The organism is Archangium sp., assembly GCF_036388035.1.
Lineage (GTDB): Bacteria > Myxococcota > Myxococcia > Myxococcales > Myxococcaceae > Archangium.
On record NZ_DASVSO010000084.1, the window covers coordinates 1 to 12754 of the forward strand.

Annotated in this window: 11 protein-coding genes; 10 read left to right on the plus strand and 1 reads right to left on the minus strand. The window is 69.6% G+C overall.

What is annotated here, in order from left to right:
- The 8 genes from VF697_RS03495 to VF697_RS03530 all read left to right on the plus strand — a co-directional run.
- A partial coding sequence (locus VF697_RS03495; RefSeq protein ID WP_331092038.1) for an O-antigen ligase family protein occupies positions 1-520 on the plus strand: 520 nt, incomplete at its 5' end.
- Between the two features lie 133 nt (positions 521-653).
- Positions 654-1007, plus strand: a complete 354-nt coding sequence (locus VF697_RS03500) for a helix-turn-helix transcriptional regulator (RefSeq protein WP_331092039.1) — start codon at positions 654-656, stop codon at positions 1005-1007.
- 80 nt (positions 1008-1087) lie between these two features.
- Positions 1088-1450, plus strand: a complete 363-nt coding sequence (locus VF697_RS03505) for a response regulator (RefSeq protein ID WP_331092040.1) — start codon at positions 1088-1090, stop codon at positions 1448-1450.
- Positions 1451-1541: 91 nt separating this feature from the next.
- Positions 1542-3335: a serine/threonine-protein kinase gene (locus VF697_RS03510; RefSeq protein WP_331092041.1), complete on the plus strand. Its 1794-nt coding sequence runs from the start codon at positions 1542-1544 to the stop codon at positions 3333-3335.
- A 52-nt stretch (positions 3336-3387) separates the two neighbouring features.
- The gene (locus tag VF697_RS03515; RefSeq protein ID WP_331092042.1) at positions 3388-4944 is read left to right on the plus strand and encodes a hypothetical protein; all 1557 of its coding nucleotides are present in this window, start codon (positions 3388-3390) and stop codon (positions 4942-4944) included.
- Between the two features lie 70 nt (positions 4945-5014).
- Positions 5015-6214, plus strand: a complete 1200-nt coding sequence (locus tag VF697_RS03520) for a tetratricopeptide repeat protein (protein ID WP_331092043.1) — start codon at positions 5015-5017, stop codon at positions 6212-6214.
- Positions 6215-6376: 162 nt separating this feature from the next.
- Positions 6377-7474, plus strand: a complete 1098-nt coding sequence (locus tag VF697_RS03525) for a nuclease (RefSeq protein ID WP_331092044.1) — start codon at positions 6377-6379, stop codon at positions 7472-7474.
- A gap of 169 nt (positions 7475-7643) precedes the next feature.
- Entirely contained in the window at positions 7644-9005 is a 1362-nt protein-coding gene (locus tag VF697_RS03530) for a sensor histidine kinase (protein ID WP_331092045.1), read from the plus strand.
- Positions 9006-9017: 12 nt separating this feature from the next.
- Here the strand turns inward: VF697_RS03530 and VF697_RS03535 are convergent, their stop codons facing one another.
- Complete coding sequence (locus tag VF697_RS03535; protein WP_331092048.1) at positions 9018-10070, minus strand: glycosyltransferase family 1 protein; 1053 nt, start codon at positions 10068-10070, stop codon at positions 9018-9020.
- A gap of 118 nt (positions 10071-10188) precedes the next feature.
- Between VF697_RS03535 and VF697_RS03540 the strand changes: the two genes are divergently transcribed.
- Both VF697_RS03540 and VF697_RS03545 read left to right on the plus strand, forming a co-directional pair.
- Entirely contained in the window at positions 10189-11319 is a 1131-nt protein-coding gene (locus VF697_RS03540; protein ID WP_331092046.1) for a glycosyltransferase, read from the plus strand.
- A 224-nt stretch (positions 11320-11543) separates the two neighbouring features.
- Positions 11544-12754: exopolysaccharide biosynthesis polyprenyl glycosylphosphotransferase (locus tag VF697_RS03545; RefSeq protein ID WP_331092047.1), on the plus strand; the 1211-nt coding region annotated here is incomplete at its 3' end.

The window sequence follows — 12754 nt, forward strand, 5'->3', positions numbered from 1 at the left end:
GCCGAGGCGTGTGGCGGTGCCCACGTGCGCGGCGGTGCTGGGACTGGCCGCGCTGACGCTGGCCCTCAACCCGCCCCTGCGCGAGCGCTTCCTCAACAGCTCCACGGAGAAGGGCTCCGGGAGCCGCTCCGCGTTGCTGGAGACGGGCCTGTGCGCGCTGCGCTCGAGCCCCCTCACCGGAGTGGGGCCGGGGCGCTTCCAGGCCCGCCTCTACGCCACCCCGGACATGCCCCAGCAGGCGCGTGAGCACCCGGGCAAGTCGCACAACCAGTACCTCAGCATGGCCGCGGAGACGGGCGTGCCGGGCGCCATCCTCTTCGTGGTGCTGCTCGGCTGGCTCGCCTGGCGCTTCCCCCTGTCCCGGCCCGAGGGCCTGGGCGCGCTGGGGGCGCTCGCCTTCTTCTGCCTGCTCTCCCTGCTGCACGATCCGCTCTTCCACGTGCAGGCCTCGCAGGCCTTCGCGCTGGTGCTGGGGGCCGGGCTGAGCGGGTCTCCCGCTCCCGTACACCCTCGGAGCTGAGACTCGCGGGAGCCGTGTCCTTCCTTTGAGAACGCTCCCGGGCAGCTTTGACAAGCCGAGAGCAAATGCAGGGTCCAGCCCCGAACATCCTCACTTCACATGGCGCGAAGTGGCCCCAATTATCCCGGACGGTATGGAGAACGAGAAAAACAGGGTGGCTGGGGGAGGGCGTTTGCACGTGCAGTTCGGCAGTCATATGCGTCGCCTCAGGATCTCGCGGAAGCTCACCCAGGAGAAGCTCGCGGAGCGCAGCGAGCTGTCGGTGGACGCCATCCGGCGCATCGAACGGGGTTCGTTTTCTCCCTCCCTGGAGACGTTGGGGAAGCTGGCCGTGGGCCTCAACATGTCCCTGAAGACGCTGTTCAACGGCTTCGAGCGCGAGCGGCCCGACCACGTCGCGGAGCTCTGCGACTACCTCTCCCGTCGCTCCGGGCGTGAGGTCCAGCTCGCCTGGCGCGTCATCTACGCCATGTTCGAGGAGCGCTGAGCCGGGCACACGTGCCGGGACGGACCCGGCGGATGTTCCCTGGTGCTGGCTCACTCGCTGGCCTAAGCCCAGGCTCGACCATGATTGACTCCCCCCCGTTCATTCTGCTGGTCGAAGACGAGTCGGATCTCCGCACGGTCATCGAGGAAGCCCTGGTGGACGAGGGCTGCGCGGTGGTCTCCGCGAAGGACGGCTCCATGGCGCTCGAGTGGCTGTCCGGGACGCAGCGGCCCGCGCTGGTGCTGCTCGACTTCATCATGCCCCGGGTGAATGGCTGGACCTTCCTGGAGCGGATGCGCGCCGACCCGGCCTTCAACGACATCCCCGTGGTGGCCATCAGCGCCCTGCCGGTGACGTCCCCCCTGGTGACGGCCGAGCTGCGCAAGCCCTTCGAGCTGAGCTCCCTCGTCGAGACCGTGCGGCAGTTCGCCCGCCCCGCCTGAGCGCCTGGGCTCGGGGCCAGGGGTGACTGGCGGAGTGGGGTCGAAGCGGGCTAAATCATGGCTCGGGCCCCAGCTCGGCCCGATGCCCCCCATGACCCAACCGGCTGCCAGTGAAATTCGCGTGGGCGCGGTCCTCCAGGACACGTACGAGATCATCTCGCTGCTCGGGAAGGGGGGGATGGGCGAGGTCTTCCTGGCCCGTCACCGCCGGCTCCCCGGGCGACAGGTGGCCGTCAAGGTCCTCCAGAACAGCGCGAGCCTGAACCCGGAGCTGTACGCGCGCTTCCGGCGCGAGGCGGAGATCGCCACCCAGCTCGGCCACCCGAACATCGTCGAGGTGCTCGACTTCGACACCCTCCCGGACGGCACGCCCTTCCTGATGATGGAGTACCTGCGCGGCGAGAGCCTCGAGCACCGGCTGCAGCGCGGACGGCTCCCGCTCCCCGACGCGCTCGCCATCACCCGGCAGATCGGCTCGGCGCTCCAGGCGGCGCACCGCGCCGGCGTGGTGCACCGCGACCTCAAGCCCGCCAACGTGTTCCTCGTGCCCACCGACTCCGGGGGCGTGGTGGGCGAGCGGGTGAAGCTGCTCGATTTCGGCATCTCGAAGATGCTCGACTCGCGGACGCTGCAGACCCAGGACGCCGTGCTGATCGGCACGCCGCAGTACATGGCGCCCGAGCAGGCGCTGGGGAAGAACAGCGAGGTGGATGCCCGGACGGACCTCTTCGCCCTCGGGTGCATCGTCTACGAGATGCTGGCCGGGACTCCGCCGTTCGCGGGCGAGGGCGGCAGCATCGTTCAGGTCATCTTCCGCATCGTCCACACGCAGCCCGAGCCCCTGGCGACGCACTGTCCCGCGCTCCCCGAGCGGGTCCTCACGGCGGTGGAGCGGGCGCTCGCCAAGAGCCCGCAGGACCGCTACCCGGACGTCGCGTCCTTCATCGAAGAGCTGACGGGCAGCCCCCTCCAGAGCCTCTCCGGAACGGCCCCGGCCCCGTCCTTCTCCCGGGCCACACCATCCTCGGCGGAGGAGGGTGGATTCGCCGCGACGCACGTGCCCGCCTCCACCGCGCGCATCCCGGCTCCCGCGACGGATGACGTGGGATTCGCCGCGACCCACATGCCGTCTTCCACCGCGCGCATCCCCGCTCCCGCGGCGGATGACGTGGGGTATGCCGCGACGCACGTGCCCGCGTCCACCGCGCGCATCCCGGCGCCAGTGGCGGAGCCTCCGCCCGCGAGTCCCGCTTCCACGCCACCTCCTCAGGCCATGGCGCCTCCACTCGCGGCCCCGGAGCTTCGACGGGCCCGGGCGAAGCCGGTGATCCCCCTGGCGCTCGCGGGGATGGCGGTGATCCTCGGCGTGGCCGTCGTGAACGGGTGGTTCGGAGGTCGCTCCGCGTCCGTTCCCGCCAGCAGCGCGCCGGAGAGCGTGGCGGTGTCCGCGCCCGCCCCGAAGAGCCCGCCCATGCCCGCGCTCCCTCCCGAGCCAAGGGATCCACCCGCGCCCGATGCGGTGCCGCAGGTGCCCGTGGCCGCCCCCGCCGTACCGGCCGTCCCCGCTGTCGTCGAGAGCAAACCCACGCCCAAGCCGGCGAGCCAGGGCAAGCGCGAGGGCATGTCGGAGGCGGTGCGGGCCGAGCTGAAAGAAGCCGAGCGCGCATTGGCCGACGGCCACTTCCAGGAAGCAACCCGTCTGGGGTTGCGCATCCTGCGCAAGGGGGACCTGCGCGAGACGGAGACCCAGGCGGCGGAAGCCCTTCTCGCTCGCGCCTATTGCCGGCAATCCGACCTCTCCGCTGCTCGGGCACATTGGCGGCGGCTGCCGCCCGCGGGGAAGCGCGAGGTGCGTCAGTACTGCAAGAAGTACCTGGATTTTTGAACGCTCGCGCTCGCCCGGATCGGGCCCAGGGCGCGCCCCTCAGGAGACAGACGTGAGAGCCATTCTGGCGACGGTCATCGTGGTTGCTGTGCTGGGTGGAGCACCCGCCCGCGCGGCGGCGCCCGTGGAAGCAGGCAAGGTGTTCTCCGGTCCGGAGGGGGAGCTGGTGGCGGTCATTCCGCTCACCCCCGTGGAGAGCAAGAAGGTCCTCCTCCACGTGCAGGGGACGGGCAGCGAGCTCGACGGCAAGGTCCTCCCCTATACGGTGAACGAGTCGGGCGACGACGTGTACTACACCACGCAGCGGCGGGGCCGCGACTACGCCACCCTGGTGCTGCAAGCGAGCAGGGGCCGCCGGACCTATTACCTCCACGTGCCTGGCCGGCGGGACAGCATCACCGTCGCCTACGACGACGCGCGCACCAAGGCCTTGAAGGCCGAGGAGGTGTACGCGCTGCACCAGAAGCAGCAGGCGGATGGCACGCTCACGCGGCTGATGGCCTTCGATCGGAAGGGCGAGACGGCCGGAGTCGAGCAGACGCTCGCCGAGTCGGTGACGTCCCTGAACGCGGCGTGCGGCACCTCGGTGACGGGGACGATCGACTGGAGCAGCATCTCGGACGAGCTGCTCAAGGGCTACAGCATCTCCTCCTACTGTACGGCCCCGCTGGATGCGCTGAGCAAGCTGTGCGCCACGGCCGAGGGGAAGAAGGCCATCCAGGCGCAGGCCAAGGAGTTCTCCTGCCGGTTCGGTGACGCCCTGAAGCTGGAGGTGCGGGCGGGCCGCGTCTCCTGGACGACGGCCAAGGACGCGTCGAACCAGGAGGCGTTCGTCACGAAGTACCTCGAGGAGAACCTCGAGTCCGCGCGCGGGCAGGGAGAGAAGCTCGCGGAGCGGCTGCGCCTGGAGAAGATCCGCGTGTGCACGGATGGCAAGGGCCACTACGTGGCGGCGCTGCCCCATGAGCAGCAGCAAGTCCAGCTCGCCTACGGAGACGGCAAGCGCTTCGTCCAGGTGGCCCCTCCGCCCTGGGTCATCAGTGGCTACCACTTCCTCGAGCCGCGCTTCGTCAACAAGACCATGAACGCCTCGTTCCGCGGGGTCGACATGCGCGTGTACTCGGAGGTGGAGCTGGACGAGGAGAAGAAGACCTGTGCGGTGCGCTGCGGCGAGCGGACCATCCCGTTCACCCTGGTCGAGTCCGAGCAGGCGCAGGAGATGGTGCGCAAGGCCACCTTCGAGCCGAACCCGCAGAAGTACGTGCCCTATGCGCTGCTGCGCGACCAGCTCGGTCGCTACTACCTGGTGGAGCGGGGCTTCCATCCGTCCGAGCAGCGCAACTTCCGGGTGTCCATCGGGCTCAAGGGCCAGCTCCAGCCGCAGAAGATGAAGGACATCGTCTCCGACTCGAAGGGGGAGATCTTCTCGACGAAGAAGGGCGAGCTCCGGCTGGTGCTGGACAACGAGACCTCCTCGACCTGGATCGAGAACAACAAGAAGGGGATCGAGCTGCGCCCGGTGCCCGTCGCCGAGAACTACGCGCTCATCTACAACGAGCTGGGGGTGTACACGGGGGACCGCCTGGGCACCCCGTGTGACGACCAGTGAGGATTTGAACGCCTCGCGCCGAGGACCCTAGACTGCCCCCGCTTCACATCTCTTTTCGGGGGCAGCAATCATGAGGCGGTTGTTCGCGTTGGCGTTCTCTCTCGGGTGCGCGGTGCCGGTGTCCGCCCTGGGCGCGGAGGCCATCAAGGTCCAGGTTCTCAGTGCCACGGTGAAGGACCAGCGCATCGCTGGCGCCGAGGTCATCGTCCAGCGCAACGGCGAGGCGTCCGTCAAGGGCACCACCGGTGCCGACGGCACGGTCCGGTTCGACAAGCCCTTCAGCGGGGCCGATGACAGCTCGGTCAGCCTGATCATCAAGAAGGAGGGCTATTCGAACCTGGTGGTGAAGTGCCCGTGCGATGGCCTGACGTACGCCATCAGCCCGGTCATGGCGCAGAACCTGGACGGCATGCGCATCGTCCTCAACTGGGGCGCCCAGCCGAGCGATCTGGACTCGCACCTGGTCCACCCCTCCACCCACGTCTTCTACTCGAAGAAGCAGGGGGACCTGGCCAACCTCGACGTGGACGACACGACGAGCTTCGGTCCGGAGACGATTACGCTGGAGAAGAAGAAGCCCGGCGTGAAGTACCTCTACGCCGTGCACAACTACACCGAGGGCGACAAGCTGGGCTCGGTGACGCTCTCCACCGTCAGCCAGGCCAAGGTGTTCGTCTACGTGGGCTCCTCGCTGGTGCGCACCTTCACGCCGCCCCGGAGCAAGGCCGGCAACGTCTGGGTCGTGTTCGGCATCGGCGACAACGGTGAGTTCTACGACATCAACAAGTTCACCGACATGAATGACCGCGCGAAGGTCGGCTCCTTCATGCAGGAGATCATCAAGGGCGGCGGCTTCCAGTCCGTGCCCGAGGTGTCGGTGGACCAGACGCGCCTCGCGGACACGCTGAACAAGCAGGGCGAGAAGGCCTACCACGACGGCAAGCTGGACGAGGCCGTGTCGCTCTACCTGGAGGCCATCGCGAACAACCCGGAGCACGGGCAGGCGTACAGCAACCTGGGGCTCGCGTACCAGAAGCTCAACCGCAACGCCGAGGCCCTCTGGGCCAACCGCAAGGCGATCGCCCTGGCGTCCGGCAAGGCCGCGCCCACCATCCGCGCCAGCTCCTTCTACAACATCGCCCGCGTGTACGAGTCCGAGGGGAAGTGGGCCGAGGCGCTGGAAAACTTCCAGTCCGCGCTGAGCCACAAGGACCACTCGGCCTACAAGACGGGCATCGAGCGGATGAAGCAGAAGCTCGGGCAGGACTGAGCGGTTTCACCCCCAGAGGTGGAGTGGGGGGGCTGGACCGCTCGTCCCGCCGCTCCCTCCACCTTCGGCCGAGAGGCGCACGCTCCGTCGGCTGTCAGTATTGCCCGAGGCTCCGCAGTAGCCTTGACGGTCCCGGTGTGTTCCGCGCCGGGCTTCCGTCGCATGAGTCCACGCCTCGATCAGCTTCGCGCAGATGTCCGGGCCCGTGCCGAGAACCGGCCCGGCGTCTACCGCATGCGCGGCCCCTCGGGAGAGGTGCTCTACGTGGGCAAGTCGGTGCGGGTGCGCACGCGGCTGCTCTCCTACTTCCGGGCCCCGCGAGGGGACAAGGCGGCGGAGATCATCGGCCACGCCCATGACGTGGAGTGGGAGTACGCCCCGAGCGAGTTCGCCGCGCTGCTGCAGGAGTTCCGGCACATCAAGCGCTGGCGGCCCCTCTTCAACGTCCAGCACAAGCGCGACAGCCTGCTGTGCTTCATCAAGCTCACCCGCGAGCCGGTGCCCCGGCTGCTCGTCGTGGGCCACGTCACCAACGATGGTGCCGAGTACTTCGGTCCCCTCCGGGGTCGGCAGGGCGTCAGCGAGGCGGTGCGGGCGATCTGCGATCTGCTGGAGCTGCGCGACTGCCCCGCGGACACGCCCATGCGGCTCGCGGATCAGATTGAGCTCTTCCGAGTCCAGGAGGAGCCGCGGTGCATGCGCGGTCAGGTCGGCCGCTGTCTGTCCCCGTGTGCCGGTGGCTGCACGCGCACCGAGTACCTCGCGCGCCTCGTCCAGGCCCGCGACTTCCTCAATGGCGTCTCGGACGTGCCGCTCGCCCTGCTGCGCGAGCGCATGAGCGTCGCGTCCCGGCGCCTCCAGTTCGAGTACGCCGCCGAGCTGCGCGACCGCGCGGCGACGCTGGAGCGTGTGCAGACCGAGCTCATCGAGCTCGGCCAGACCGTGGAGCGCCTCTCCTTCGTCTACACCGTCCCCGGTCATGACGGGGAGGACCGCGTCTACATCGTCCGCCGCGGCAGCGTGCGCGCCGAGCTCGCCGCTCCGCGCACTCCACGTGAGCAGCTCGCATTGGAGGAGAAGGTGGGGGAGGTCTTCGAGCGGCCGGAGCCCAGGCTCGTCGGCCTGCGCGCCCACGAGGCCCAGGAAGTCCTGCTCGTGGCTCGCTGGTTCCGCCTCAACCCCGCCGAGCTGGAGCGGACCGTGTCCGCCTCTCCCAAATCCACCCGAATGGAATGCTTGGAGAACCGAACTTCTGGCTAGATATGGAAGCACTGGCGTGGAACCCGGGGAGTGCTTCCGGCTCCGCTTCCTTCACATGTTAGGCTGACGCGACCCGTCGCCTTCCTTGTGATCGATGCCCCTTTTCTCGTTCTCGCGAGTCATGCAGATGCTTCATTCGACGACTGATGAGCCGGTGGGGGCTGGCTCATTGGAACAGCAGGCCCCGGGGGATCCCGCGAGCACGTCCAGGCCGCGCCGTACCCAGATTCCCCGGGTGTTCCCCGTGGTCGTCCTGGGCTCCTACGGGCTGGACGTCATCGTCGTGGGGGGCTTCCGGTTCGACATGCTGGCGGTCCGCATCGTCTGGGCCCTGTTCCTGGCGGTCTACCCGTGGATGCTCAAACGGTCTTCCGATGGGCAGGCACGTCTGCTCGCGGTCTTCCACGGCCTGCTGTCGGGGGGCGCCGGTCTGGCGCTCGCCATCTTCGCGGGAGGCGTCAACAGCCCCTACGTGGCCTTCCTCCCGGGCTGGCAGCTCGTCGTCACCCTGCTGTACCAGCGGGGCATCATCGAGATCATCACCAGCGGGGTGGTGGGGGCCATCGGCGCCTTCATGCTCATGCATGCGGATGGTCGCTCCCACTCCATCTCCCTGACGTGGAGCGCGATGGTGGTGTCCTCCACCTTCTTCGGGCTCTATTGCTGCTCCTGGCTCTTCAAGATGCAGGCGGCGGAGCACCAGGCCCGCCTGGAGCGTGCCCGCCGCGAGTCCCTCGAGGCGCTGGCCCTCAGTGAGCGCCGCCGGACCCAGTCCGAGAAGCTGGCCGTCATCGGGCGGATCGCCGCGGGGGTGATGCACGAGATCAACAACCCGCTGTCCTATGTCCGCGCCAACCTCGACTTCCTCCAGCGGGAGATGCTCGCGGGCACCGCTTCTTCGAACACGAGCGAGGTGGCCGAGGTGATCGCCGAGACGCGCGAGGGCGTGGATCACATCCACCGGATCGCCGGGGACCTGAAGGGCTTCTCGCGCATGGACACCGAGGAGGCCTCGGAGTGCGCGCTGGCCGACGTGGTGGGCGACGCGCTGAAGCTGGCCTCGGTCCGACTCAAGCACGTGGCCGCATTGAACGTGGACGTGCCCAAGGACCTGCCCGAGGTCTTCGCCGTGCGCCGCAAGCTGGCGCAGGTGGTGCTCAACCTGCTCGTCAACGCGGGGGACGCACTGGAGGAGCAGCAGGTGGAGCAGGGCGAGGTGTGGGTGAAGGGCCGGGCCGAGGGCGAGCGCGTGGTGTTGCTCATCGAGGACAACGGACCAGGCTTCGCCTCGCATGTGCTGCCGCGGCTCTTCGAGAACTTCTTCACCACCAAGACCCCCGACAAGGGCACTGGCCTGGGCCTGCCCCTGTCGCGCGAGCTGGTGACGCAGTTCGGCGGCGTGCTCACCGCGGAGAACAGGCCCGAGGGCGGAGCGCGCCTGCGGCTCGAGTTCCCCTGCCGGCCCGCCGGTTCGCGAGCGAAGCAGCAGTCAGGCTCCTTCGACGCGGTGTCGCCACGCGGGGCGGCGTAGGCCTCGCGCGGCTCAGCGGGCCTCGAGTGCCCGGCGGTAGGTGGCCAGCGTCCGCCGGGCGCAGTCGTCCCAGGTGAAGAGGGCGGCGCGCTCGCGGCCCTTGTCCGAGAGCTCCCGGCGCAGGGCCTCGTCGCGCAGCAGCTTCAGCGCCGTCTCCCGCCAGGCGTTCGCGTCATCCGGAGAGAGCAGCAGCGCGGCCTCGCCCACCACCTCCGGCAGGGACGTGGTGCGCGCCACCACCGCGGGCGTGCCGCACGCCATGGCCTCCAGCGGGGGCAGGCCGAAGCCCTCGTAGCGCGAGGGCATCAGCAGCGCCGTCGCGGCCCCGTAGAGCAGCGGCATGTCGTCCTCGGGGAGATCGGCCAGCTCGAGGGTGGAGTCCGGGAAGCCCAGCTCCCACGCCGCGCCCTTGCCGGCCAGCAGGACGAGGGGCTCCGGCAGGGAAGGGGCGATGTCCGCCAGCAGCCCGAGGTTCTTGAAGGCCTTGGTGTTGCCCACCGCGAGGAAGAAGCGCGGCGGCAGTCCCCGGCGCTCGCGGAAGGCCTTCAGCTCCGAGGCCGTCGAGGGCTGGTAGCGCGCGTCCACGCCGTTGGGGATGACCTGGAGCTTGTAGGGCGACAGGCCCAGCTCTCGCGCCAGCTCCGCGCGGGAGAACTCGGAGACGGTGATGAGGGCCCGGGCCGTCTTCGCCCGGGGACCGACAATCAGCTTGTAGTAGGCGCGGCGGCCCGGGCCGTACTGCTCCGAGAGCACCAGGTGGTTGGCGTCGTGGAGCGTGGCCACCAGCCGTCCCGGCCACAGCGCCGGCACGGAGAAGGACGTCGCATGGAAGAGGTCCGGGGCCAGCCGGGCGAGCGAGGCGGCGAGCGCCGGCTGCTCCAGGGGCGAGAGGAAGCCCACCGGGCTGCGGTGCAGGGGCATGCGCGGGGTGAAGGCGCCGAGCCCCGCCGGCAGTCCCTCGGGCGCGGTGAGGCCGCTGAAGCGCAGGTCGGGGGCCAGCGCCGGCAACCGGCACGCCAGCTCCAGCGCGTAACGCGCGATGCCGTGCAGCCGGCCACGGACCATGCGCAGGTCGATGAGGACGCTCGCCACGGGGGAGGCACTACCACACGCGCGGGCGGCATGGGGGGCTCGGTTGCCCGGTTGTCGGCATCGGGGCCGAGCGGTGGTACAAGGCCGGCCCGTGAAGGTCGCTCTCGTCCATGACTGGCTCGTCACCCAGCGCGGCGGCGAGCACGTGCTCGAGGCACTGTGCGAGCTGTTCCCGCGGGCGGACATCCACACCCTCGTGCACCGCCCCGGCGCCGTGCACCCGCGGATTGAATCGCGGCCCATCCACACGTCCGTCCTCCAGCGGATTCCCCGCATCCACACGCTCTACCGGCACTTCCTCCCGGTGCTGCCCCAGGTCATCGAGTCCATGCGCCTGGAGGGGTATGACCTCGTCATCTCCTCCAGCCACTGCGTGGCCAAGGGCATCCGCAAGCCGCCCGGGGCGAAGCACCTCGCGTACGTGCACGCGCCCATGCGGTACATGTGGGACCTGTTCGACGACTACTTCGGGCCGGGGCGGGCCTCGCTGCCGGTGCGCGCGGCGGCGCACGCGGTGCGGCCCTGGCTCCAGAAGTGGGACCGCGAGAGCACCGCCGGGGTGGACCGCATCCTCGTCAACAGCCAGCACATCGCCGGCAAGGTGCAACGCTTCTGGGGCCGCGAGGCTTCGGTGGTGTACCCGCCCATCGCCCTGGACCGCTTCTGCCAGCACCCGCTGGAGGGGCTCGGCCAGGGGGGCTACTACCTGTGGCTGGGCGCCTTCGCCCCGTACAAGCGGCTGGACATCGCGCTGGAGGCCTTCCGGCACCTGGACGCGCCGCTGTGGGTGGTGGGCACCGGCCAGGAGGCGGCGAAGCTCACCTCGGGGGCGCTGCCCTCCCACATCCGCTTCCTCGGGCCCGTGCCCAACGAGGCGCTCGCCGGCCTCTACCGCGACGCGCGCGCCCTCATCTTCACCCCCGAGGAGGACTTCGGCATCGTCCCGCTGGAGGCCCAGGCCAGCGGCCGCCCCGTCATCGCCTACGGGCGGGGTGGGGCGCTGGAGACGGTCAGCCCTCGCACGGGCCTCTTCTTCGACGCGCAGACGCCCGCCGCGCTGGTGGACGCCGTGCGCCGCTTCGAGCAGTGGGAGCCTGGCTTCCGCCCCGCCGACGCCCGCGCCCAGGCCGAGCGCTTCAGCCGGGCCACCTTCCTGCGCGCCATCCAGTCCGAGGTGGACGCGCTGATGGCCGCTCCCCCCCGCCGGGCCGCCGGACCCTGACACCGCTGCCCTGGTGGAGGGCTTTTCCGAGGAGGGACGCACCCGCTCGGGGGTGCTCGCACCGTTGGCCACAAGCGGGGGCAACCCCTTGGATTCCGGGGGATTTCCGTGGTACGAGCGCACCGGCCGCGTGGGCTGTCCGGTACAGGACGGCTCGTGGGAGCGGGGTGCGGTGATTGCAGGTCGCGGCCGAGCGTCTTGCAGGCCACAGTAAGGAGGCCCGCGTGTTCAGCCGGTTCCAGCGTTTCTACACGTCCATCAAGGTCGCCGCCGACGTGGTGATGCTGACGATGGCGTTCGTGCTCGCCTACGTCACCCGCTTCGATGGACCCATCCCGGTCCTCTACGGACTGCCGCCCCTGGACGAGACGTTGGTCTCGTTGGCGACGGTGCTGGTGGTGTTCCCCGTCACCTACCGCCAGTCGCGGCTGTACGCCACCAACCGGGCGCGCACGCACATCGGCGAGGTGTTCGAGGTCTTCAAGGCCACCGTCATGGCCACCCTCATCGTGGTGGCGCTGACGTACTTCACGCGCGAGCGCTACTCGCGTCTGATGCTGGCCTTCTTCTCCGGCTACTCCTTCGTCCTGGTGTCGCTGGTGCGGCTGGCGCTGCGCGCGGTGCTCAACGAGGTGCGCCGGCGCGGCTTCAACCTCAAGTCCATCCTGGTCATCGGCGCGGGCGAGCTGGGCCAGCGCGTCATCGAGACGGTGGAGGGCCACCGCGAGCTGGGCTTCCGCGTGGAGGGGATGCTCACCCTGCGGCCGGAGAAGGTGGGCCAGCAGGTGATGGGCGTGCCGGTGATTGGCCACGTGAAGGACGTGGACACCGTGCTGGATGCGCGCCCGGTGGACCAGGTCATCATCGCGGTGCCGCTGGAGGATCAGGCCGCCGTCAAGCCGCTGATGGAGCAGCTCGCGCTGCGCACGGTGGACGTGAAGGTGGTGCCGGACCTCTACCAGTACGTCACCCTGTACGGCGGGCTCGAGGAGTTCGGCGGGCTGCCCATCATCAGCCTCCAGGGCGATCCGATGACGGGCTGGAACATGGTGGCCAAGCGCGTCTTCGACGTCCTCTTCGCGCTGGTGGCCCTCGTGGTGAGCGCGCCCATCATGCTGGCGGTGGCCCTCGCGGTGAAGCTCACCAGCCGCGGCCCCCTGCTCTATGCCCAGGAGCGCATGGGCATGGACGGGGAGACGTTCCACATCCTCAAGTTCCGCACCATGCGCGTGGACGCCGAGGTCACGGGCGCCATGATGGCCAGCAAGGACGACCCGCGGCGCACGCCCATCGGCACCTTCCTGCGCAAGTACTCGCTCGACGAGCTGCCCCAGTTCTTCAACGTGCTCTGGGGCGACATGAGCCTGGTGGGCCCGCGGCCCGAGCGGCCCGTGTTCATCGAGGAGTTCAAGAAGCAGATTCCCCGCTACCACCT